Source organism: Streptosporangium sp. NPDC053982 (genome assembly GCF_055585205.1).
Genome location: NZ_JBVJKQ010000002.1, coordinates 252,999 through 275,313, shown reverse-complemented (window position 1 = coordinate 275,313; position 22,315 = coordinate 252,999). Strand labels below are relative to the sequence as shown.

21 protein-coding genes are annotated in these 22,315 nt (G+C 73.7%); 9 read left to right on the top strand and 12 right to left on the bottom strand.

Annotated features, from left to right (window positions below):
- Positions 1 to 14 precede the first annotated feature (14 nt).
- Positions 15 to 140, top strand: coding sequence for a hypothetical protein (locus ACZ6W9_RS04100; protein ID WP_389961412.1), 126 nt, complete (start codon positions 15 to 17; stop codon positions 138 to 140).
- Positions 141 to 184: 44 nt separating this feature from the next.
- Here the strand turns inward: ACZ6W9_RS04100 and ACZ6W9_RS04095 are convergent, their stop codons facing one another.
- Together ACZ6W9_RS04095 and ACZ6W9_RS04090 are read right to left on the bottom strand one after the other, a co-directional pair.
- The gene (locus ACZ6W9_RS04095; RefSeq protein WP_362932625.1) at positions 185 to 853 is read right to left on the bottom strand and encodes a ribonuclease HII; all 669 of its coding nucleotides are present in this window, start codon (positions 851 to 853) and stop codon (positions 185 to 187) included.
- 10 nt (positions 854 to 863) lie between these two features.
- A complete protein-coding gene (locus ACZ6W9_RS04090; protein ID WP_470116690.1) occupies positions 864 to 1,802 on the bottom strand; it encodes a LysR family transcriptional regulator in 939 nt (312 codons plus the stop codon).
- A gap of 95 nt (positions 1,803 to 1,897) precedes the next feature.
- Between ACZ6W9_RS04090 and ACZ6W9_RS04085 the strand changes: the two genes are divergently transcribed.
- Together ACZ6W9_RS04085 and ACZ6W9_RS04080 are read left to right on the top strand one after the other, a co-directional pair.
- Positions 1,898 to 3,175, top strand: a complete 1,278-nt coding sequence (locus tag ACZ6W9_RS04085) for a pyridoxal phosphate-dependent aminotransferase (protein ID WP_470116689.1) — start codon at positions 1,898 to 1,900, stop codon at positions 3,173 to 3,175.
- Positions 3,176 to 3,340: 165 nt separating this feature from the next.
- Entirely contained in the window at positions 3,341 to 3,985 is a 645-nt protein-coding gene (locus ACZ6W9_RS04080) for a GNAT family N-acetyltransferase (RefSeq protein ID WP_362932619.1), read from the top strand.
- A 239-nt stretch (positions 3,986 to 4,224) separates the two neighbouring features.
- Here the strand turns inward: ACZ6W9_RS04080 and ACZ6W9_RS04075 are convergent, their stop codons facing one another.
- The gene (locus tag ACZ6W9_RS04075) at positions 4,225 to 4,743 is read right to left on the bottom strand and encodes a hypothetical protein (RefSeq protein ID WP_389961418.1); all 519 of its coding nucleotides are present in this window, start codon (positions 4,741 to 4,743) and stop codon (positions 4,225 to 4,227) included.
- Between the two features lie 316 nt (positions 4,744 to 5,059).
- Here ACZ6W9_RS04075 and ACZ6W9_RS04070 point away from each other — a divergent pair, with 316 nt between their 5' ends.
- Positions 5,060 to 8,335, top strand: coding sequence for an AfsR/SARP family transcriptional regulator (locus ACZ6W9_RS04070; protein WP_470116688.1), 3,276 nt, complete (start codon positions 5,060 to 5,062; stop codon positions 8,333 to 8,335).
- Between the two features lie 484 nt (positions 8,336 to 8,819).
- Here ACZ6W9_RS04070 and ACZ6W9_RS04065 read toward each other — a convergent pair whose 3' ends face one another.
- Positions 8,820 to 10,262 (bottom strand): DUF7059 domain-containing protein, encoded by a 1,443-nt coding sequence (locus ACZ6W9_RS04065; protein ID WP_470116687.1) that lies wholly within the window; start codon positions 10,260 to 10,262, stop codon positions 8,820 to 8,822.
- 228 nt (positions 10,263 to 10,490) lie between these two features.
- Here ACZ6W9_RS04065 and ACZ6W9_RS04060 point away from each other — a divergent pair, with 228 nt between their 5' ends.
- A complete protein-coding gene (locus tag ACZ6W9_RS04060; protein WP_389961424.1) occupies positions 10,491 to 10,820 on the top strand; it encodes a hypothetical protein in 330 nt (109 codons plus the stop codon).
- Between the two features lie 102 nt (positions 10,821 to 10,922).
- Here ACZ6W9_RS04060 and ACZ6W9_RS04055 read toward each other — a convergent pair whose 3' ends face one another.
- The gene (locus ACZ6W9_RS04055; protein ID WP_470116686.1) at positions 10,923 to 11,561 is read right to left on the bottom strand and encodes a TetR/AcrR family transcriptional regulator; all 639 of its coding nucleotides are present in this window, start codon (positions 11,559 to 11,561) and stop codon (positions 10,923 to 10,925) included.
- Between the two features lie 163 nt (positions 11,562 to 11,724).
- Here ACZ6W9_RS04055 and ACZ6W9_RS04050 point away from each other — a divergent pair, with 163 nt between their 5' ends.
- Positions 11,725 to 12,534, top strand: coding sequence for an SURF1 family cytochrome oxidase biogenesis protein (locus ACZ6W9_RS04050; RefSeq protein ID WP_470116685.1), 810 nt, complete (start codon positions 11,725 to 11,727; stop codon positions 12,532 to 12,534).
- A 105-nt stretch (positions 12,535 to 12,639) separates the two neighbouring features.
- Here the strand turns inward: ACZ6W9_RS04050 and ACZ6W9_RS04045 are convergent, their stop codons facing one another.
- Together ACZ6W9_RS04045 and ACZ6W9_RS04040 are read right to left on the bottom strand one after the other, a co-directional pair.
- Positions 12,640 to 13,344: a hypothetical protein gene (locus ACZ6W9_RS04045; RefSeq protein ID WP_389961430.1), complete on the bottom strand. Its 705-nt coding sequence runs from the start codon at positions 13,342 to 13,344 to the stop codon at positions 12,640 to 12,642.
- Between the two features lie 39 nt (positions 13,345 to 13,383).
- Positions 13,384 to 14,076, bottom strand: a complete 693-nt coding sequence (locus ACZ6W9_RS04040; RefSeq protein WP_389961432.1) for a hypothetical protein — start codon at positions 14,074 to 14,076, stop codon at positions 13,384 to 13,386.
- Positions 14,077 to 14,625: 549 nt separating this feature from the next.
- Between ACZ6W9_RS04040 and ACZ6W9_RS04035 the strand changes: the two genes are divergently transcribed.
- Positions 14,626 to 15,822 (top strand): amidohydrolase family protein, encoded by a 1,197-nt coding sequence (locus tag ACZ6W9_RS04035; protein WP_389961434.1) that lies wholly within the window; start codon positions 14,626 to 14,628, stop codon positions 15,820 to 15,822.
- 122 nt (positions 15,823 to 15,944) lie between these two features.
- Here the strand turns inward: ACZ6W9_RS04035 and ACZ6W9_RS04030 are convergent, their stop codons facing one another.
- Positions 15,945 to 16,316 (bottom strand): YkvA family protein, encoded by a 372-nt coding sequence (locus ACZ6W9_RS04030; RefSeq protein ID WP_389961436.1) that lies wholly within the window; start codon positions 16,314 to 16,316, stop codon positions 15,945 to 15,947.
- Between the two features lie 243 nt (positions 16,317 to 16,559).
- Positions 16,560 to 17,504: an LLM class F420-dependent oxidoreductase gene (locus ACZ6W9_RS04025; RefSeq protein ID WP_362932597.1), complete on the bottom strand. Its 945-nt coding sequence runs from the start codon at positions 17,502 to 17,504 to the stop codon at positions 16,560 to 16,562.
- A gap of 882 nt (positions 17,505 to 18,386) precedes the next feature.
- On the opposite strand from ACZ6W9_RS04025, the gene ACZ6W9_RS04020 reads away from it, so the two are divergent.
- Positions 18,387 to 18,626, top strand: a complete 240-nt coding sequence (locus ACZ6W9_RS04020) for a hypothetical protein (protein WP_362932595.1) — start codon at positions 18,387 to 18,389, stop codon at positions 18,624 to 18,626.
- 79 nt (positions 18,627 to 18,705) lie between these two features.
- Here ACZ6W9_RS04020 and ACZ6W9_RS04015 read toward each other — a convergent pair whose 3' ends face one another.
- The 3 genes from ACZ6W9_RS04015 to ACZ6W9_RS04005 all read right to left on the bottom strand — a co-directional run bounded on the left by ACZ6W9_RS04015 (position 18,706) and on the right by ACZ6W9_RS04005 (position 21,816).
- Positions 18,706 to 19,479 (bottom strand): bestrophin-like domain, encoded by a 774-nt coding sequence (locus tag ACZ6W9_RS04015; protein ID WP_362932593.1) that lies wholly within the window; start codon positions 19,477 to 19,479, stop codon positions 18,706 to 18,708.
- Between the two features lie 214 nt (positions 19,480 to 19,693).
- Positions 19,694 to 20,368 (bottom strand): TetR/AcrR family transcriptional regulator, encoded by a 675-nt coding sequence (locus ACZ6W9_RS04010; RefSeq protein ID WP_389961439.1) that lies wholly within the window; start codon positions 20,366 to 20,368, stop codon positions 19,694 to 19,696.
- A gap of 65 nt (positions 20,369 to 20,433) precedes the next feature.
- Positions 20,434 to 21,816, bottom strand: coding sequence for a hypothetical protein (locus ACZ6W9_RS04005; protein ID WP_470116684.1), 1,383 nt, complete (start codon positions 21,814 to 21,816; stop codon positions 20,434 to 20,436).
- Between the two features lie 4 nt (positions 21,817 to 21,820).
- Between ACZ6W9_RS04005 and ACZ6W9_RS04000 the strand changes: the two genes are divergently transcribed.
- Positions 21,821 to 22,234 carry a hypothetical protein gene (locus tag ACZ6W9_RS04000; protein ID WP_389961443.1) on the top strand — a complete coding sequence of 138 codons (414 nt, stop codon included), beginning with the start codon at positions 21,821 to 21,823 and terminating at the stop codon, positions 22,232 to 22,234.
- Positions 22,235 to 22,315: the final 81 nt, after the last annotated feature.

Here is a 22,315-nt window from a genome sequence, read left to right as displayed (position 1 = left end):
GCCTCTTCGAGCTCATGGCTCTCCAGGAGGAGCTGGAAGACCTCTTCGGCCGCCCCGTCGACCTGGTGGCCAAGCGCTACCTCAACGAAACGATCAAGGACCAGGTCCTCCATGACGCGCGAGTCCTCTACGCGGCTTGACCGGCTCCACCTCGCCGGCGTCGTCACGCCGCCTCAGTGAGCCTTCAGCCGAAGAGCCCCAGTTGGCCCTCGCCCGCCAGTGGGTTGCGGTGCCGCTTGAGGTGGCGCCAGCGGGGGAGGTCGTCGAGATAGGACCACGACAGGCGGTGGTGCTCCGTCGGCCCGCGCTCGGCCAGCGTCCGCTGGTGGACCGGCGACGGGTAGCCCGCGTTGTCGGCGAAGCCGTACTCCTCGAAACCGAGTGAGGCCATGTGGGCGTCGCGGCGGACCTTCGCGACCACCGACGCCGCGGCCACCGAGACGCATGACAGGTCGGCCTTGACCTCACACCGCACCGGCCACGGTGCGCCGAGGTAGTCGTGCCTGCCGTCGAGGACGACCACATCGGGCCGGACCGGCAGCTCGGCCAGCGCCCGGCGGGCGGCCCGGCGCAGGGCCTCGGTCATGCCCAGCTCGTCGATCTCCTCGCACGACGCCTCGCCGTACCCGATCCCGGCGGCCCAGCCGGTGATCTCGGCGGCCATCGCGGTGCGGCGGGCGGGGGCGAGCATCTTGGAGTCGGTCAGCCCCGCGGGCGGCTCCGACAGGTCGGTGACGACGGCGCAGACCGCGACGGGCCCGGCCCAGGCGCCCCGGCCGACCTCGTCGATCCCGGCCACCGTCTTCGAGCCGCCGGCCGCGAGCAGGCGTTCGAGCGCGTAGGAGGGAGGCACGGCCCCGACGTTACCGGTCGGCGGGCTGGACCGGGGCGAGGTCGGCGGACAGCAGGCGCGCGGCGACGTGCAGGGCGCGCAGCGTGACGGCCACGGCGGGACGGTGAACGCTCCCGGCCCGCGCCACGGCGTGGACCTCGCGGACGGTCGGGGAGCCGGGGAGCTCGCGTACGGCGACGCCGCGCACTCCGGCGGCCAGGGTCAGGGCCGGGACGGCCGCGATGCCGATGCCCTTGGCGACCAGGCCGAGGACGGTGCCCAGTCCCTCGAACTCCCACGGCACCGGCCGGGCGCCGCCGACGCCGGCCAGCAGGCGGTCCACGGCCAGGCGGGACGGCTCCCCCTCGGGGGTCGCCATCCACGGTTCGTCGCGCAGTTCCCGCAGGTCGACCGGCTTCTCCGGGTCGGCCAGCCGGTGCCGGCGCGGCACCGCGAGCACCAGGGGGTCGCGCAGCAGCGGGAAGACCCGCAGCGGGGCCGGTTCCTCGCGCGTCCCGCCGTGCCAGTCGTCCACCAGGGCGATGTCCGCCTCACCCGACCGCACCTGCCCGATTCCGCGTCCGGCGGGCGCCTGCCGCATCCGCATGGTCAGTTCGGTGTGCCGGCGCAGCGTCCGGGCCAGGGCGGGCGCGAAGGCGACCGCGGCGGTGGGGAAGGCGGTGACGGCGACGTGACCCGAGGGCGTCCCCGCCTGGGCGGACAGGTCGGACTCCGCGGCCTCCACCATGGCCAGGATGCGCTCGGCGTGCTCGACGAGGCGGCGGCCGGCGTCGGTCAGCGCGGCGCTGCGAGCCGTCCGGTCGAGCAGGGCGGCCCCGGCCTCACGCTCCAGGACCGCGAGTTGCTGGGAGACGGCGGACGGGCTGTAGCCGAGGGCCTCGGCGGTCGCCGCGATGCTGCCCCGGCGGGCGAACTCGCAGATCACCGTCAGGCGGCGCAGATCGAGCATCGGTTTTCCTTACGCCTTCCCACGGTGACCGGTGGTTGTTCCGGGGCACTCACCTCACCATGCTGGGGAGCGTTCCGCAACGACCGGAGGCACCCATGGGCATCGCCCTTTCCGCCACGCTGGCGGCCAACGAGGAGATCGAACGCAGGCGGCTCACCGGGGAGCGCGTGCTGAACCTCGCCTTCGGCGAGGCGGGTCTGCCGGTCCACCCGGTGCTGCGGGAGCGGCTGGCCGACGCCGCCGGGCACAACGGGTACGGCCCGGTCGCCGGGATCCCGGAGCTGCGCGAGGCGGCGGCCGGGTACTGGAGCCGCAGGGGGCTGCCCACCGACCCGGACTCGGTCGTCTGCGGTCCCGGCAGCAAGGCCCTGCTGTACGGCCTGCTGCCGGCGATCGGCGGCGACATCGTGCTGCCCGTGCCGAGCTGGGTCAGCTACGCCGCCCAGGCGGAGCTGGCCGGGGCGCGCCCGCTGCCCGTCCCGTCACCGCCCGGCGAGGGCGGGGTGCCGGATCCCGATCTCCTCGCCGGCGCGGTCCTGGACGCGCGGTCCCGGGGACGCCGGGTGAGCGCTCTGCTGGTCACGCTGCCGGACAACCCCACCGGCACGCTGGCCGGCGCCGCGACGGTCCGGCGGATCGCCGAACTGGCCCGCGAGCTCGACCTTCTGATCGTCTCCGACGAGATCTACCGCGACCTCGTCCACGACCCGGCGACGGAGTTCCTCAGCCCGGCCGACGTCGCGCCCGAGCGCACGATCGTCACCAGCGGGCTCAGCAAAAGCCTCGCCCTGGGCGGCTGGCGGATCGGCGTGGCCCGCCTCCCCCCGGGGGAGCTGCGCGACCGGCTGCTCGCGGTGGCGAGCGAGATCTGGTCCAGCCCCGCGGCGCCCGTCCAGCGGGCGGCGGCCCACGCCTACGCCGAGCCCCCCGAGCTCACCGAGCGGATCGAGCGGAGCCGGCGGCTGCACGGCGCGGTCGCGCGGGCCGTTCACGGGCTGCTCGCCGGGGCGGGTGTCCCGGCCGGCGCGCCGCGCGGCGGCTTCTACCTGTACCCCGACTTCTCGGGGCTGCCCTTCGGCGACTCCGCCGAACTGGCCGCGCACCTGCTCGGCGCGCACGGCGTCGGGGTGCTCCCCGGCCACGCCTTCGGCGACGACCCGCGGGCCCTGCGGGTGCGGATGGCGACCAGCCTCCTGTACGGCGGGACGGCCGAGCGGCGGCTGGCCGCGCTGGCCGCTCCCGACCCCCTGGAGCTGCCCTGGATCGCCGCCTCCCTGGACCGTCTGTCCGAGGTTCTGGGCCGTCTTCGCGCGGGTGCCGGAACGGCCGCCGGACGCCGGCCGCCGCGGGCGTTCGGCGATGCGGGAGCTTGACCGAAAATTTACCTGTGAGCCGACCGCCCCAGGGGTGGGCCGCACGTCCCTGACCTGCGGTTTTGTCGCGAAAAACGGGGCATAGAGGGTGATTCACCCGGTGGACACCGAAACACCCCACATCATTTGGCAAAAGCCCACGTCGGCAGCCCTCATCATGTGCTCATGCCCGCTTTCGTCACCCTGTCCGGGCGCCTCGTGCGCCTGGAGCCGCTCAGCCTCGAGGTCGTCGACGACCTCGTCGCCGCGGCGAGTGAAGACCGCTCCACCTACGGCTTCACTCGTGTGCCCCATGGTCGGGGCGAGGTGGTCTCCTACGTGGAGGCCGCCCTGGCTGAGCAGGCGGAGGGCCGCACGATGCCCTTCGCCATCCGGTGGCTGCACACCGACCGCGTCGTCGGTGCCACCCGTCTCATGAACCTGGAGTACTGGCAGGGCCCCATGCCCTGGCCACCGGGCGCACATGGAGCGGTGGGCGAGGTCCCGTCCGTGGCGGACATCGGTTACACCTGGCTGGCGGCGTCGGCCCAGGGCACCGGTGTCAACCGGGAGAGCAAGTACCTGATGCTCTCCCTCGCCTTCGAGACGTGGCAGGTCCACCGCGTCACCCTCAAGGCCGACGTGCGCAACGCGCGCTCCCGGACCGCCATCGAAGCCCTCGGCGCACACCTCGACGGTGTACGGCGGGCGGAATCCCGAGGCGCCGACGACACGGTCCGAGATACCGCGTACTACTCGATCCTCAGCTCCGAGTGGCCGCTCGTGCGAGAACGGCTGCACGCCCGGCTGGGTCTGGTCGAGGCCGCCTGACCGCACGACGGCCGCACGCCCGGCCCGGTCCGGCCGGGACCGTGTGACAGCACGACGGCCGCACGCCCCGCCCGGTCCGGCCGGGGCCGCGCGGCCGAACCGCGGGGAGGGGACCCCTCCCCGCCGTCCGTCACTTCGACGATCTTCTAGGAACGGAGGGCCCGCCCGGGGAACGGGCGGGCCCGAGGTTCGTCCGGGACCCGGCGGACCGGACATCCGCCCGGGAGCGGAACCCGGCGTCACTCGTCGTCGCCGTCGGCCTCGTAGACGTAGTTCCACCTGCCGCACATCTTCGTCCGGCCCTCGCCCTGGTGCCAGTAGCAGACCCGGACCTGGGCGCTGTCGACGTCCTCGGAGGCGAAGTGGAAGGAGCGGTAGCCGCTGGAGCCGCACTTCTTGGCCCAGTAGGTCGACTCGTCGCCGTCGGTGTCCTCGAACTTGACCTGGACGTACCCGCAGAGCCAGCTCGGCGAGTACCTGTCGTAGAGCCTGCCCTCGACGTGGACCCGGTCGGAGTCGTCGGTCCACACCCCGCCCCTGGCCGCCATGGCACGGGAGTGACCGAAGTACTTGGAGTAGTAGGGGCCCCAGCGGTCGTCGTAGTCGTGGCCCGGGGCCGTCACCGCGGTCGCCGTGGTCGCCGCGGCGGTGCCGGAGGCGAGCGTGGCGGCCGAGGCGGGGGAGGCCAGCGCCGGGGTGGCGGCGAGGACGGCCGCGGCGGCGGCGAGGCCGAGGAGGGTACGGGCGGTGGTGCGCATTGCGGTTCTCCAAGGGGGTGAGGTGGCTCCCGTCTCCGTTCGGGGAGCCATGGCTCATTGATAGGCCGGACCGCCTGCACCCCGCTTACCGCATCTTTCTTCATACCTGCAATTGACTGACATGTCGGGCATGGCAGCCCCCGTATGGCGCCATGCCCGACATAGGGAATCATCGACATCGAGGCTCAACAGTTGATCAATACCCGATCAACGATGTCGATTGCCACCGAGGGGTAACCACCGCTCTCCTGTGGATCGGGGATAAAGGATCTATTATTTGCGAATAAAACTTCCCATTAGGGCGGAGATCCACGGAATGGCTGATCAGGGCAGCGCGGGCGGGTTGCGCTTCGCCGTACTCGGCCCCGTCCAAGCCTGGCGTGACGGTGGGGAGCTGGACCTCGGCACGCCCCTGCAACGTTCCATCCTCGCGATGCTGCTGCTGCGCGGGAACCGGGCGGTGACCCCGGCCGAGATGATCGACGGGGTCTGGGGCGAGGAGGCCCCGCCCCGCGCGCTGGGGGCGCTGCGCACCTACGTCTCCCGGCTGCGGTCCGTGCTGGAACCGGGCAGGTCGCCACGCACCCGCCCGGAGCTGCTCACCTCGGTGGGCCGGGGCTACGCGCTGCGCCTGGCCGACGACGCCCTCGACCTCGCCCGTTTCGAACACGGAGTACGGCAGGCCGAGGCGGCCCGGGGCTCCGGCGACCTCGCCGCGGCCGCCGGGCACCTGCGGGCGAGCCTGGCGCTGCACACCGGCGAGCCGCTGGCCGGAGCCGTCGGTCCCTACGCCGAGCACCAGCGCGACCGGCTCGCCGAACGCCGGATGAGCGTGCTGGAGACCCTGCTGGACCTCGACCTGGAGCTGGGCCGGCACGCCGACGTCGTCTCCGAACTGATCGCGCTGACCGCCGAGCACCCGCTCCGCGAGCGGCTGCGCGCCCAGCTGATGCTGGCCTACTACCGGTGCGGGCGGCAGGGGGACGCGCTCGCCGTCTTCGCCGACACCCGGACCGTGCTGGTCGGCGAGCTCGGCATCGAGCCGGGACCCGAGCTGACCGCGCTGCACCGGCGGGTCCTCAGCGGCGACCCGAGCCTGGTCCCGCCGCCGCCCGTTCCCGTCCCGGGCCCGGCACGGGTCCCGGCCCCGCCGGGCGCCGGGGAACCGGCCGGTCCCACCACCGGCTCCGCGGGGCCCACCGCGTCCTCCGTACCCACTGTGTCCCCGGCGTCCGCCTCGTCCGCCGGGCCGAACCCGCCGGCGGCCGGGGCGGCGGGTTCCGCACCCGCCGGGAGCCCGGACCGCGACGGGCCGCAGACCGCCGGGCAGCACCCACAGCACCCCCAGCACTCACGGCATTCGTCGCATCCGGCCGCGCCGCCGCACCCGCCGGGCCCGGCGGGTCCCCCGGAGCTGCCGCGGCCCGCGCAGCTCCCCGCGGCCGTGAACGACTTCACCGGCCGCCACCGGATCATCTCCCGGCTGCGCGCCCTGCTGTCGGCCGGGGACGGCGCCGACGGCGTCCCGGTGGCCGCCATCTCCGGCATCGGCGGCGTCGGCAAGACGACACTCGCCGTACACGTCGCGCACACCCTCCAGGAACTGTTCCCCGACGGCCAGCTCTACGCCGACCTGCGCGGCTACGGCGAGGACCCGGTCGCGCCCGACTCCGCGCTGGCGGCGTTCCTGCGCGGGCTGGGACTGCCGCCCGACGTCATCCCGGACGGCCTGGCCGAGCGGTCGGCGCTGTTCCGCTCGCTGCTGGCCGAACGCCGGATGCTGGTGCTGCTGGACAACGCCCGGGACGCCGAGCAGGTCGCCCACCTGCTCCCCGGCACGCCCGGCTGCGCGGCGATCGTGACCAGCCGCGGCAAGCTGGCCGACCTGACGGCGGCCCGGCTGTTCGACCTCGACGTCATGGAGCCCGACGAGGCGCTCACCCTGTTCGGCACGGTCGCGGGCGCGGACCGGGTGGCGGCCGAACGCGCCGCGGCCATGGACGTCGTCGCCGCCTGCGGATTCCTGCCCCTCGCGGTGCGGATCGTGGCGGCCCGCCTGGCGGCCCGCCCGTCCTGGACGGTCGCCTCGCTGGTGCCCCGGCTGGCCGACGAACGCCGCCGCCTCGACGAGATGCGGGTCGGCAACCTCGCGGTGGAGGCCACCTTCGCCCTCGGGTACGGCCACCTCGGCCCCGATCAGGCCCGCGCCTTCCGGCTGCTCTCCCTGCCCGGCGGACCCGACATCTCGGTCGGGGCGGCCGCCGCCCTGCTCGGCCTGGGTCAGGCCGACGCCGAGGACGTCCTGGAGTCCCTGGTGGACGCCAGCCTGCTGGAGGCCCCGGCGCCAGGCCGTTACCGCTTCCACGACCTGCTCAGGCTCTTCGCCCGCCGGATCGCGGAACGGACCGAGGCCGAGGCGGGGGCCGCCGGCACGGGGGCCGCCGCGCTGGGCCGGTTGCTCGACTTCTACCTGGCCTCCGCGCGGTCGGCGCACCGCCTCGCCTACGACGGCAGCACGGTCGCCGACCGGATCGCGGTGGCCGCGCCAGGTCACGCGTTCACCTCCGCCGACGAGGCCGTGGCCTGGCTGTCCGCCGAGGCGGAGTCGCTGTTCGCGGCCATCACCCAGGCGTCCGGCGCCCAGGCGTCCGGCGCCCAGGTCTCCGGCGGTCAGGACGTCTGCGGGCTGCTGCCCGGCGCGGACCTGCTGCTGGCCATGGAGCCGCTGCTGGAGTCGGGCAGTCACGTCCGCGAGTTCGAGCAGCGGGCCAGGGAGACGCTGACCGCCGCCCGGCGGCTCGGGGACGCCTCCTGCCGGATGCGCTGCCACTACGTGCTCGGCCGGGTGCTGTTCAACGCCAACCGGCTCGCCGAGGCCGAGGAGGAGTTCCGCGCCTCGCTGGACCTGGCCGGCGCGGGCGACGGGATCGTCACCGGCGAGACGATGAACGCCCTGGCCGTGGTGACCGGCCGCCGGCGTCGGCACACCGAGGCGCTGTCCTGGTTCGAGGCGGCGCGGGCCGCGTTCCGGGAGGCGGGCGCGCGCGGCGGCGAGGCCCTGACGCTGAGCTACTCCGCCCGCGACCACCTGTTCCTCGGCCAGGCCGAGGAGGCGATCGCCGCCGCCGAGCAGGGCCTTGCCCTCTTCACCGAGATCGGCTCCGGTCCCGGCACCGCACGGGCCCGCTACCACCTGGGGATGGTGCTGTCGCGCGTCGGGCGGCTGAACGAGGCCGTCCACCACCACGCCGAGTGCCTGGCCTTCTTCCGGGCGAGCCGGCAGCGGGTGTGGGAGCAGCGGGTGTGCTCCCGGCTCGCCGAGACCCTGATCGCCGCCGGGCGGTTCGCCGACGCGACCCGGCACGCCGAGCAGGCGCTGACGGTCAGCCGCGAGATCGGCCACCCGTACGGCGAGGCGCTGTCACTGTGGGTGCTCGGCCGGGCCCTCGAAGGCCTCGGGGACGCCGCCCGCAGCCGCGACTGCCTCCGGCGCGCCCATGACGTCTTCGCCCGGCTCGGCGCCCCCGAGGCCGCCGACCTGCGGGCGCTGCTCGACCGGGCCGCCGCCGACGGCGACCCCGCCACCCGCTGAGACCGCGGGACCGTCCACCGGGGCCGCCGAAGCCGCCGGACCGTCCGTCGAGACCGCCGCGTCGCCCGCCGTGACCGGCGAGCCGTCCGTCAGCGCTCCCTTCCCGCCCGCCGAGGCGGCCGGGGCCGGACCGTCCGCCGCCGGGGCCACCGGCTCCAGCCCGTCGTACAGGCCGTCGTCGAGCCGCGTCATCCAGGCGTGGTTGTTCATCGGGTTCCCGTCTTGGTTCCCGCACCGGGGACCTGACACCGGGCGGTCGGACAGCGAGGGCAGGTGTCCGGCCGGTCGCTGACCGCCGGGGACGCATAGGGGGCCCGGTTGTCCGGCGCGTCTCCCGACGGCCGGCCGCCTCATGCCGGCGACCGGCCGGACCGGACGCGGTCCCTTCCCCCCGGGTGCCGCGTCCGTGGTCAGAGCCTCTCCCACCGGGTTCAACATCCGATCAACAACCGATCGCCGGGGAATGTCCACAGGCTGTGGACGGTCACCCTGTGGATATGTGGAAAAACCCCTCGGCGACCAGCGGCCGGATGGCCTCCGGCGCCTTCTCCAGCAGGTCATCGGCGTCCTCGCCGGTGAGTTCGGCGATCGCCGCCAGCAGCGGGCCCAGTGGATACTCGCCGTCGCACACCCCGGCGAGCGCCGCCTCCACCGTCCCCACCCGCGCGGTACGGCGCAGCCCCCGGGTCTGCCGGAGCACGATCCCGGACGGGTCCTCGGCGCCGGGCGGGCCGATCCGCTCCTCCAGCACGCCCCCCGCCAGCGCGAGCCGTACACCCGGAAGTTCCGCGCCGGACAACCGGTGCGCCGCCGCGATCGAGCCGAGCACCTCGTCCACGTAGCCGCCCACCGGCAGCTCGACCCGCTGGCCGAGCTCCTCCACCCGCACGACCGGGTCGAGGCTGCCCGAGTCGTGCAGGGTGATCCAGCCGAACCCGATCCCGGTGACGTCCATGGACTCCAGCCACCCGAGCCAGCCGTCGTACAGCTCGCGGTAGCGGGCGGTGCCCTGTTCGGCGGCGTCCCGCAGCCACAGCTCCACGTACTCGGCGGGGTCCTGGACGTCGCGCTGGACCACCCAGCCGTCGCATCCGGTGCCGGTCAGCCAGCCGCCCACCCGGTCGCGCCAGTCCTCGCCCCGGACGTGCAGCCAGTTGGCCAGGAGCTGGCACGTGCCGCCGGGCGCCAGGAACCGGGGGGCCTGCCGTACCAGCTCGCGGCAGAAGCCGTCGGCTTCGAAACCGGACTCGCGGTAGGTGAACCGTCCGGCCGGGGAGATCACGAACGGCGGGTTGGAGACGACGAGGTCGAACCGCTCCCCGGTGACCGGCTCGAACAGCGACCCCTCGCGGGCGTCCACGTCGCGGACCCCGGAGAGCGCCCAGCTGATCCGGGCCAGTTCCAGGGCGCGCGGGTTGACGTCGGTGGCGACGATCTCCCGGGCCCGCCCGGCCAGGTGCAGCACCTGGACCCCGCATCCGGTGCCCAGGTCGAGGGCGCGCTCCACCGGGCGGCGGGTCACGAGCTGGGCCAGGTTCGCCGACGCGCCGCCCGCGCCGACGACGTGGTCGGGGCGCAGCGCCGGGTCCCCGGGGCGGACCTTGCGGTCGGAGACGACGTAGCCGCCGGTCTCCCAGGGCTGGAGGTGGACCGTGGAGACCACCCGGTCGCCGTCGGCGGCCACCAGGCCCGCGGCGGCCAGCTCGGCCACCGGCAGGCCCGCCGGGGCGTCCACCGGCACCCCGAGCCACCACAGCCGGATCAGTGTGCCCAGCGGGTCCCCGTCGCGGGTGGCGCGCAGCGCGGGCACCGTCTCCTCCCGGGACAGCGCGGTGGCGGCGACCTCGCCGAGGCGCTCCCGGACGCCGTCGATGGTGTATCCGGCGTCGAGCAGCAGCTCCCTGAGCCGGTCAAACAGATCGTTCACCGGCCCATCCTCGCACCGCGGCCCGGCCGTACCGGACGGATCGGTGTTTCGGTCCGGTGTTCCGGGCGGAGCGGGCCGTACGGCCGGGACAACGGCGGAAACGGAAAGTGCCGATGGGCCACGGAGAGTGGCAAGCGCCATGAAAGTGCAGGTCAAGCGCGGCAGGATAGCCGTTGATCACGGTGAGTGACCATGACCGGCCGGCACAGCGGCCCCTGGAGGACTTGGATGCCGATCCCCTGCCTCGCCTGCGACACCCCTTTCCGGCCCGACGAGTACTTCCCCGCCTGCCACGACTACGACCGCCGCGCCGACCTGGTGGCCTGGACCTGCCCCCGGTGCGGCAACCGGGACGAGCTGCGGGTCTTCACCGGCGAACTGGTGTACGGCCACGCCCGGCGCGGCGGGTTCGACGCCGAGGACCGGGTGCCCGTCCCCGGCCTGCGCCGCAGGCGGCACGACGCGCGGCTGGACATCACCCTGGACGGGACCACCTGGCGGGTCGCCGCCCGTGCACGGCGGCCGGCGAAGGCTCCGGGGCCTCTTCGCGAGCCCTGAGGAGAGCCGCGCCGCGCGGCGGACGAGGTCCACCGTCCGGGACCCCTGCGCGGGCTCCTCCTGCGCGGGTCCTTCCATCGGCCCTTCCTGCGCGGGCCTTTCCTACGCGGGCTCCTCCTGCGCGGCCTCCGCCTGCGCGGGCTCCGAGGAGGACCGCTGGCGCAGGCTCTGCCAGGCGGCGTCGCACAGACCCGATATCTCGTCCTGGGTCGGCTGGTGGGCGCCGGCGAACCACAGGCGGCACATCTCGGTGGCCGGGCCCAGCCACAGCACGTAACACATGGTCGGGTGGACCGGCTGGAGCAGTCCTTCCTTCATGTGCGGGCGCCACCAGTCGGACACCTGGCGGAAGAAGGCCCGCCGCGACTCCGAGACCTCGGTGCCGCCGGGCTCGTCGCGCCGGGGCGGCCGCTCACTGATCAGCAGATGGGCGCGCTCGCGGTTCTCGCCGCACCAGGCCATGTGCATCGCGACGATGGCCTCGATGCCCTCCCGCGCGGTCTCGTGACGCCGCAGCTCGGCGAGGAACGCCTCCTGGTACATGCGCAGGGTGTCGGCGTAGAGCACGCCGAAGACGTGTTCCTTGCTGGCGAAGTGGTGGTAGAAGCTTCCGACGCTGACGCCGCTCTCGTCGCGGAGGCTGGCCAGAGTGGTGGCCGACACGCCGTCCTGGCTGAACCGCCGCAGGGCGCCCTCGATGATGCGGGAGCGGCCGTCACGTCCGCTCTTGGCAGTCTTCACGGATTCCATGGTGCGGCAACAGAACCTTGTTCCGCAAACGATTCGGGAAACGGCTCCGGCCCGGCCGATCTTAACGCCTCCGTCTCACGGCACCAAGCCGCCGTCCCACGTCACCGCCCACCCGGAAGGACGGGGCGGTGCCCGCGGTGCCTACCCTGAATGCGTGTACCGGTTTCTTCTGACCCCTCGCTGGATCGCCCTGCACGTGGTGGTGCTGCTGGTCATACCCGCCTTCGTGTTCCTGGGCCGGTGGCAGTTCGGGCGTTACGAGGAGCGGTCCACCACCAGCCACCAGACCACCGCCAACCTGGCGGCCGGCCCGGTGCCCGTGGACCGGCTGACCACGCCCGGCGGAGCCGTGCGCGCCCAGGACAAGTACCGCATCGTCACGGCCACCGGGGCGTTCGACACGGCCCACCAGCTCCTGGTGCGCCGCCGCCCCCAGGAGGGTGTACTCGGCTTCTACGTCCTCACCCCGCTGGTCACCGGCGACGGCCAGGCCGTGCTGGTGAACCGGGGCTGGGTCAAGGCCGGCGCGTCGGCCGACGCCGTACCCGACGTCCCGGCCCCGGCGCCGGGCCGGGTGACCGTCACCGGACGGCTGCGCCCCGCCGAGACCGAGGACACCAGCGGCATCAAGGACCGGCCCGGACTTCCCCCGGGCCAGGTCATGCTGATCGACACCGGCCGGATCGGCGACGGCCTGCCGTACCGGCTCTACGGCGGGTTCGTGGAGCTGACCGACCAGTCCCCCCGGGCGGCCGCCGCGCCCGTCCCGGTGCCCGCGCCGGACGTCGGCGAGGGCGGCGGTCTCAACCTCGCGTACGGCGTGCAGTGGTGGCTGTTCATCGCCGTCGCGATCGGCGGCTGGATCCTGCTGATCCGCCGCGAGGCCGCCGACATCCGTGCCGGCCGGACGGCGGACGGATCGGAGCGGGACACGAAGGAGCCCGCCGAACCGATCGACGCCTGACCGGCTCCCACGCCCATCGGCGCCCGGCCGCCTCCCCGGGCAGGGCCCGGGTTCCGTTCCGTGGACCTTTTCGCCTGCCGCGGCCGGTCAGGCGGCCCACGGAACCTAGCCCAGCAGCAGCCTCGCCAGCATGCCGACGCCCATCGCGACGAGCACGGCGACGAGCGCCAGGCCGATCGACATCGCCAAGCCCTGCCAGCCGTTCATCCTCTTCATCGGCGCGGGCCGCCGGTCGCCCCGGAACCACAGCGGCCGGGGCTCCAGCAACAGGAAGCCGATCGCGCCGACCTGTCCCACGGTGAACAGCCAGATCCACGCCCACCGACTGGCCAGCCGGGGCGTCGAGCCGAGCATGATCAGGAAAGAGATCCCCCAGGCGCCCGCGAGCCAGGGGATGCCGCCGTACCGCAGGACCCGGAACGGCCAGTCGGGGAGGATCCTCGACGGGTCGTCCCGGTCGCCGAAGGAGGACACCGCCCGCGGGGGCACCCTGGAGACCTCCGGCCAGAACTCGGCCGCGGCGTACCCCTGCTTCCCGCGGGAGACCGGCAGGTCGACGAGCTGGTGCCAGACGAGGAGTCCCTCGGACCACCTGACCTCCCTGATCAGGCCGCCGTGCTCCCGGTAGAGGACGGCCGACACCCGGTCCGCCGCCACGGCGGCGCGGAAATCGGTCAGGGTCCGCGCGGTGGGCGCGTAGCTCAGCACCGCCACCAGCGCGCCCGTGAGGAGGACCGCCAGCAGCACGATCCGGACGGCCAGGCCGGCGATCCGCCAGGCGTTCCGTACCTCGGCGGGAAAGGGGGTCACCTTTCCTTCATACCTCAGCGGCCCGCCCGTTGGGGGCGATCAGGCGGGGGTGGTCAGCATCGTCAGGGTGAGCATGGCGGTCACGGCGAGGATGAACGCCGCCGGGCCGCCGAGCCTCGCACGCGGCGGCAGCACCTCGTACGGCCGGCGCCACAGCGGGTACGGCTCCAGCAGCGCGTAGAGCGGCGAACCACCGGCCAGCAGGATCCAGAACCACGCCCGGCGGCCGGCGAGGCGGTGGTCCCCGCGGGTGAGCATCATCATCCACACCAGCACCTCGGCCGCCACCGCGAACGGCGCGAACGGCGGCCACCACCGCGCGTAGGCCGGTGAGCCCGCCCGGAGCCACGCGGGCCCGCCACGCACGATCTCCACCGACGGGCCCGCGGCGGCGCGCACCCGGGCCAGGAACGCGCCCTGGCGGCGCTCCAGGGCCGGGCGGACCAGCTCACCCGTCCGGTGGTCCCAGACGTCGTCCGGCTGGCGGTGGGTGGCCTGGGTCCAGGACAGCGGGCCGCGTGACCACGTCAGGGTGCCGTAGGCCGGCCAGTCACGGTCGTAGACGACCGTGGCGACCCTCCCCGCGCGCAGGTCCGCGATGAGCTCCTCGGCGTCACGGCGCGGCAGGTCCTGGTCGGCCAGGACGACGACGAAGGACAGCGCGAGGACGAACAGCAGCACCAGGCGCGCGCCGTGCTCCAGACCGTCCCGCGCCGGAACCACCGTCGGCATGCCGCCCCTCCCGCTCTCGGACCCGCCGGACAGGTTACGGCCGGCGGACCCGCACCCCCGCCCCGCCCCACCTCACCACATGGCACCCCGCCCCGCCGGCCCCCACCTCGCCCCGTCCCGCCTGGCCCCGCCTCACCGCACGGCACCCCGCCGGTCCCCACGCCCTGGCCCGCCGGGCCCCGCCCCGTCCCGCTTGTCAGGCTCACCCGTTGCTCCACCGGTTCTCGTCGCCCGTTCAGCGCGGAACGGATCTTTTTCGGGGAATGCCGTTATCCCGACGATCTACGGGTAGGGGCATTTCTCAGGGCCCGCCACGAGTGGCACCCTCATCGGCGGGCCCGCCCTCCCGGGGCCGCTGCCATCCCCCGGACGGCGGTCCCGGGCCCGGGACGCGAGGGCCGGAAGGCTCGGCCGGGCCCGGCCGAGCCCCTGCGCGCCGCCCCGCGAAGTCGCGAGGTCATGACCCCGGCGCGGGCTTTCGGACCACGCGCGTCAAACCGTGACCCTCTGGCTTGTCCAGTGTTATGGCGGGGACGTACGGTTTACCGCGTGACGACGCCGCTGCTCCCCGACCCCGAGCCCAGGCGGCGGGATTATGTGATCATCTCGGTCGACGACCATCTGATCGAGCCGCCGGACATGTTCGAGGGCCGGCTTCCCGGCAAGTACGCCGAGCTCGCCCCCAAGGTCGTGGAGACCGAGGCCGGACACCAGGTCTGGCGGTACGGCGGCGCGACCTACCCGTGCGCGGGTCTCGACGTGGGCGCGGGTCTGCCCCGGGAGCAGTGGACGCTCGACCCGGTGCGCTTCGAGCACATGCGGCCGGGCTGCCATGACATCGAGGCCAGGATCGACGACATGGACCGCGCCGGGGTCTGGGCGTCGCTGTGCTTCCCCGGCATGCTGGCCCTGCAGTCCGGGATGCTCTTCGCCAAGACCCGTGACCAGGAGCTGGGCCTGGCCGTCACGCGGGCCTGGAACGACTGGCACGTGGAGGTCTGGGCGGGCACCTACCCCGAGCGGATCATCGCCCTGCAGCTCCCCTGGCTGGCCGATCCCGAGATCGCCGCCAAGGAGGTCCGCGACAACGCGGCCCGAGGTTTCAAGGCCGTGCTCTTCCCCGAGTTCCCCACCCGGCTGCGCCTGCCGTCCGTCCACAGCGACCACTGGGACCCGTTCTTCCAGGCGTGCGAGGAGACCGGCACCGTCGTCTGCCTGCACGCCGGGGCCGGTTCGTGGGCCCCGGTGCCGTCCCCGGACACCCCCATCGAGGCGATCACCACGCTGATGCCGGCCAGCGCCATGTTCGCCTGCGCCGACTGGCTCTGGTCGGGCGTCCCGCTGCGGTTCCCGGCCCTGCGCATCCTGATCGTGGAGGGCGGCGTGGGCTGGCTGCCCATGCTCGCCGAGCGGGCCGACTACGCGCTGGACCACCCGGTGGCGGGCGAGGCGCAGTGGGAGGGCGGCCTGAAGCCCAGCGAGGTGCTGCGCCGCAACTTCTACTTCGGCACGCTCAACGACCACGCCCTGTCGGGGGTGCGCCTGGCCGTCGGCCTGGAGCACGTGCTGCTGGAGAGCGGCTACCCGCACTCCGACTCCACCTGGCCCGACACCCAGCAGGCCGTCGCGACGAGCCTGGGCAGGCTGCCGCCCGCCGACATAGCCCGGGTGGCCTACGGCAACGCCGCCCGCCTGTTCGGCCACCCGCTGCCCTCGCGGGCCTGGCTCAGGATGGAGCAGCTCTAGGCTCTGTCCCGCCGCCCCCTCACGGGCCCGGCTCAGGGCGGCGCAGCTTCAAGCTCTGTCACCCGCCGCCCTCGCGGGCCCGGCTGGGGACGGAACGGCTCCGGTCCGCGTGACGGGCCGGCTCAGTCGTGCCGTCCGTGGGGGAACGGACCCGTCGCGGACGGGAACGCCCTGACGCCGTGCCGCTCCCAGTCGACGTAGCGGCCGCTCTCGCCGAGCAGGGAGCCCATCAGCCACAGGAAGACGCCGAAGTCGTCGGCGACCCCGATGAGCGCCAGGAAGTCCGGGACGAGGTCTATGGGAGAGATGATGTAGGCGACGCCGAGACCCAGCATCGCCAGCTTGCCCTTGGTCATGCCCGGATACTGACCGCGCATGACCGCGCCGATCATCTTCGGCACCGCGCGCAGGCGGGTGGCGACGCCGGGGGAACCCGGCCCGGACACCTGCCTGTAGACCCGCCACGCCTGTGCCGCACGCGCCGCCTTCGCCATGGGGGAACCTCCTCGGAAGCACGCTCTTCTGGCGGGGGTCATCTACCCGGCCGCCACACGATATAACGCGTGATTCCTCCGGCCGGTTCCCGCGCGGTCCCGTCCCGTACGCGGACCTCACGATTCCCCGGCCCAGGCTCCCGGGATCCGGCGCCCCGCCTCCGTCCCTCGCCTCCACTCCGTTCCCACCCCCACCCCCGCTTCCGCTTCCGCTTCCGCTTCCGCGACGGAGATCGTGTCCCGTCAGTCCCCGGCCGGCGCCAGCTCCCGTACGGCCCGCTCCAGCGGGACCCCGCCCACCGGGATCGGCGCGAGCACCGGGGTGGTGAGCCCGTTGTCCACGTACTCGCGGATCCTGGCCCGGCACGTCGCCGCGTCGCCGTGCACCACGAGCGCGTCCACGAGCTCGTCCGGGATGGCGCGCAGTGCCCCCTTCCGGTCGCCGGCCGCCCACGCCTCGCGCATCGGGCGCAGCGTCTCACCGCGCCCCAGCCATTCATGGAACGCCGCGTAGGCCGGGACGGTCAGGTATCCGGCGAGCATGCGGCGGGCGAACTCGCGCACCCGGGCGGCGTCCTCGCTGACGCACACGAACAGCCGGGCGATCAGCTCGACGTCCGGGCCGATCTCCGCCCTGACCTTCCGGACGTCCTGCGGCGAGAGCCAGTTCGTGATCGCGCCGTCGGCCTCGGCGGCGGCCAGGCGGAGCATGCGGGGCCGCAGCGCGGCAAGGACGATCTTCGGCGGTGTCTCGGGGGCGCGCTCCAGCCGGAAACCCCTGACCTCGAACGTCTCGTACCGCTCGGTGACCTTCTCGCCGGACAACGCCGCCCTCAGGAAACGGAGCGTGTCTCTCGTCCTGGCGAACGGCTTCGTGAACTCTCCGGCGTTCCAGCCTTCGACGATGACGGGGGAGGAGGCCCCGATGCCCAGGACGAACCGCCCCGGGGCGAGATCGGCGAGCGTGGCGGCCGACATCGCCAGCAGGCCGGGCCCACGGGTGGAGACGGGGACGATCGCGCTGCCGAGCCGTACGCCGGGGGCCCACTCGGCGGCCAGCGCCAGCGGCACGAAGCCGTCGGCGCCGTTCACCTCGGCGGACCAGACGTCGGTGTAGCCGAGCTTCGGCAGCTCGGCCACCAGCTCCCGCGACCCGGCGAGTGTGCGGTCCGAGAAGGGGAGCGTCATTCCCCACCGTGTGCCCGTGGCCATCATGCCGCCTCCGCAGTTACTAGAACGATGTTCTGAAACAGCTTGCCGCATCGGCCCCGGGCCCCGTCAACCGTCCGCCCGCCTCGGCCGTACGGCCGACGACCGGAGAAGATCTTCCCGGGGTGGCCGTTTACCCCTCCGTGACGCTGAGTGAGATGTTAGAACGTTATGGTGACGACGAAGTGGCACGGAAGACGGCACGGAAGACGAGGACGCGGGCCACGGGCGGCGGTCTCGGTGGCCGCCGCGGCCTGCCTGGCGGCCCTCGCGCCGGCCTGGGCCGGTGACGCGGCCGCCGGAGCGCGGCCTGGCGGCCTGCCCGGCACCGCCGCTCGGCCGTACTGCGCGGCCGCCGCCGCACGATCGGGTGTTCCGGGGCGGGACACTCCGACCGGCCCGCTCGATGCGACCGGCGGGAACGATCCGAACGGCCCGGCACGGGTGAGCGTGGGAAACGACCCGAGCGATCCGAACGGCCCGGCACGGGTGAGCGTGGGAAACGACCCGAGCGGCCCGGCACGGGTGAGCGTGGGGCCGGGACTCGTGGAGGTGATCCTGGGCGTACGCCTGGGGACATGCGGGGCGTGCCCGCAACCCTGCCCCCCGGTCATCGTCCCGGCGCACCCCGTTCCGAGTCCTGTACGGCCCTCTGAGCCGCCCGTTCCGGTTCCGGAGCCCGCGCCTCCGACGCCACCCGCCCCGACACCGGTGGCTCCGGTGACGCCGGCGGTGCCGGCGATGCCCGCCGTGCCGGACCCACCGGAGCCACCGGCCTCGCCGGAGCCACCGGAGACGCGGGCCCCCGCCCCGCCCTCCCATCCGCCGCGGCGGCCCGAGCCCCGGCCCGTCGAGCCCGCCGTGCGCTTCCGCCAGGCCGTCGTCCCGCCGGAGGCGCCCGAGCCCACCCCGTCGCCGTCCGCCACGCCCCGGCCGGCCGTACCCTCCTTCGCACCCCTGGCCGCGCGCAGGCCGATGGTGCTGGACCGCTTCGCCGACCGGCGCCGGGGCACCGACCGCAGGCTGGTCATCCTGGTGGTCTTCACCGGTGTCATCTCGGTGAGCGCCGCCGCCGCGCTGAAGAGCCGCTCCCGCCGCTGAGCGGACACCGGGGAGCACGCACGGAAACAGGCCGCCGCCGGGGCCGTGACCCCGGCGGCGAGCCCGGACGGCGCCTCGCTCACCCCTGCGAGGGCTGCGGGAACTGTCCGTCGATCCGGTCGTACTGATGCTGGGCGGTCCGCAGGGCGTCGGGCCCGACCGCGCCGATCCCGGTGAAGGGATGGCTGATCAGCATGATGAAGCCGATGCCGATGACCACCACGCCCACCCGTACGGCGTCGCTGATCACGGACTGACGCGTGGGCCTCATCCCGAGCGTCCAGGGCAGCGCGATGACCAGTGCCCCCGAGACGATCATCGAGATCACGAAGATGCTCTCCAGACCGCCCTCGGCGTCGTCGGCGCGTACGGCGCGCGCGTGCGCGACCTCGGAGGCCCGGAGGAGCGCGTCCTGGCGGAGGCTCTCGGCCTCCTTCCCGGCCGGCCGGAGCCGGAGGGTCGCGGCACGCATGTCCTCGAGGATCCTCGACGGGACGGGGGACATCTCGCCCTCGGCCATCAACGGCCAGTCGAGGTTGGCGCTCTGCGCCGAGTACTCGCGGATCTGGGTCCGGATCTGCGCCGCCTCGGGGATCGGGGCCACCGACCAGTACATCTCGGTCAGGGTCTCCGCCTCCGCCTGGACGTCGGCCTGCGAGGTGGAGATCGCGTCGCGGCAGAGCACCGCGGCGTAGGCCAGCACGAGGAGATAGACGGCGAGGGCGAGGTTGGCGGAGAAGTCGACCGAGGTCGCCCCCCGCTCCTCGTCCGGCCTGCCTCTCCGGCGAAGCGCGAGAAGCGTGAGCAGCGTGACGGCGGTGGTCGAGACCACCAGGACGGTTACCCAGGCCATGGGACCCCCTCGGAGTAGTCATGAGAATAACTACCGAGGGTAATGAATCGGTTACCGAAATTCTCGGGTTCGGGCCCGCCGTCGTACGCGGAATCCGTGAATTCCCGCGACGAGACCGCAGGAGAGGGCCGCGGACCCCGTGACGAGATCACGCGGGAAGGCCGCGGACCCATGACAGAGCTCCGCGGGAAGGACACGGACCTCCGCTGCGAGGTCACGCCCGCAGCTCGTGGAGCCCCGCGATGAAGTCGCGGGCGACGCCGCGCAGACCCGGCAGGTGGGAGAGCCCGACCAGCCGGTCCACCAGTGGGACGACCAGCTCGATGAGCCGGTACGTCCTCCGGCACCCCTCCGACGTGTCGTGCACCCAGAAGAGCACGACCCCCATCGACAGCAGCCACAGCAGTTCGGGCAGCTCGGCCCGCAGCTCGGCGTCCATGCGCTCGGCCGAACCCTCCACCACCGTGCGGTAGACGGCGATCGAGGAGTCCCGGGCGGGCGAGGTCTCGGCGCTGAAGGGGTTGAGGGGGTTGTTCGGCTCGGCCGCGTGCTTGAAGAACTTCACCGCGAACTCGTGGTACGGCTCGGAGACCCGCACCCACTCCCGCAGCACGCCGCTCAGCCGCGCGGCGAAGGCGCTCTCCCGGCGCAGCACCTCCTCGCACGCCGTCTCGTGCTCGTCCTGTGCCCGGTCGTAGTACGCCTGGACGAGGGCCTCCTTGGAGGCGAAGTAGTAGTAGGCGTTCCCCACCGAGACGCCGGCTTCGGCGGCGATGGCCCTCATCGTCGTGGCCTCGTATCCCCGTTCGCGAAACAGCCGCAGGGCCGTCTCGACGATGACTTCACGGGTCTTGTCTGATCCTCGGCTTCTCTGGGTCGGCTCAGCCACGTTCGTCACTGTACGACCCCGTGACCCCGTTGTTGATCCACGACCCGGCGGGCGAACGGGTCAGGTCATCGAGCCGCACGATGATCACCATTAAAGGGCAAATTCGAGACTTTCTGAGGAGTCGTACCAGTTCGATCGTGGGATTGAACCCCTTGGCGGAAGGGCTCCCGCGACAAGGGATGAAGAATGGGAGCACCTCCCCGTAGACGTGGCGCCTCCTGGCTCGCGTCCGGAGCATTTCTGGTTCTGCCCGCGGCGCTCACCACGGTGACCGCGGGAAGCGCCGCCGGAGCCGTCACACGCCCGGCCGGTCTCGTGGCCGCGGACCCGCTGATGGACGCGGGCCCTGTCACGGCGGCACACCCGCTCATGATGTCAGGTTCGCCCACGGTGGCGGATTCGCTGACGGCGACGGGTCCGCTGATCACCGCGGGGTCACCCGCCCTCCTGAGCCCGCTGACCGCCGCGATACCGCCCGTCCTCACGGGACCGCTGACCGCCGACCGGCCGATGGCGGATGCCGGAGCGTCGGCGGGCGCGGGCATGGGGGCGGTGGCGGGCATGGGGGCGGTGGCGGGTGCCGGGTCGGCGGCGGGTGCCGGGTCGGCGGCGGGCGCGTGGACCGCCGGCGCCGAGTCGGCCGCGGAAACAGGGTCGGTCGCGGAAACAGGGTCGACCGCGGACACCGGAACAGCCGCGGACACGGGATCGACCGCGGACATGGAATCGACGTCGGACGATCTGGCCGCCGACCCGAGGTCCCCGAGGGTGCGGGGCGCCAGGACCGCGAGCACCAGGGCGGCTGTGCGGGCGGTGACGAAGACCGCGAGGGCGACGAGGGCCGCCGGACGAGCGAAGGTCGCCGCGGGCGCGAAAGCCGTCTCGGCGCGCCGGACCGTCTCTGCGCGGAAGGCCGTCTCTGCGCGGAAGACCGCCGAAAGCACGAAGACCGCCGAGGGCACGAAGGCCGTTCCCGCGAGGCAGGGCACCGGGAGCGCGAGGACGGCCCCCGTGAGGGGGGTCATCGCCCCGAGGAAGACCGCCCTCGCGGAGAGGACCGCCCCTGGCACGAAGGGCGCCCCGGCGGTGAAGCCCGCAACCGAGGCGAGGAGCGCGGCGACGAAGGCCACGGCGATGAAGACCACGGCCGAGGCGGAATCGACCACGGGCGTCAGGAATGTCCCGGCGGCGAAAACCGCGGCGGCGGTGAAACCCGCGGCGGCGAAGCCGGCCACCGGCACCGAGGCCGCTCCCGTGGCGAAACCCGTAGCGAAGACCGGGGCGAAGACCGGGGCGAAGACCGGGGCGAAGACCGGGGCGAAGACCGCGACGGAGGCGAAACCGGCCACGGCTTCCGGGCGCGCTCCCGTGGCGAAGACCGCGGCCGAGGCGAAACCGGCCGCGCGCACGGAGGCGGCGAGCGTCAGGACCACGAGCGCGAAGACCACGCGCGTGCTGCCCGTACGTCTCACCCAGGCCCAGGCCGCGCACCGGCTGAAACGCTCGGGCCTGTCCTGGAAGTCCACCGGGGGATGCGTGGACCGCACGGTGGGGCACTGCACCTCGCTGGACACCGTACGGAGGACCACCGTCACCTCCGTGATCGCGCTAAGACGGGCGAGCGGATGCCCGATCGTCATCACCGGCGGCACCGAGGTCGGCCACGCCCCCGGCCGCTACAGCCACGCCAAGGGCTACAAGCTGGACATCCAGCCGAACTCATGCGTCAACGACTACATCACCCGGCACTATCCGTTCGACGGCATCCGCGACGACGGCGCTCCGCTCTACCGGGCACCGAACGCCCTCTACGCCCGCGAGCTGGACCACTGGGACATCCTGTTCTTCGACACCGGGACACCGTGACGCCTTCTCCGGCGCCCGGGACGCATGAAAGCACAGGACCCGCACCCCGGACACCGCGACCGCCGCGGCCCGTGGACACCG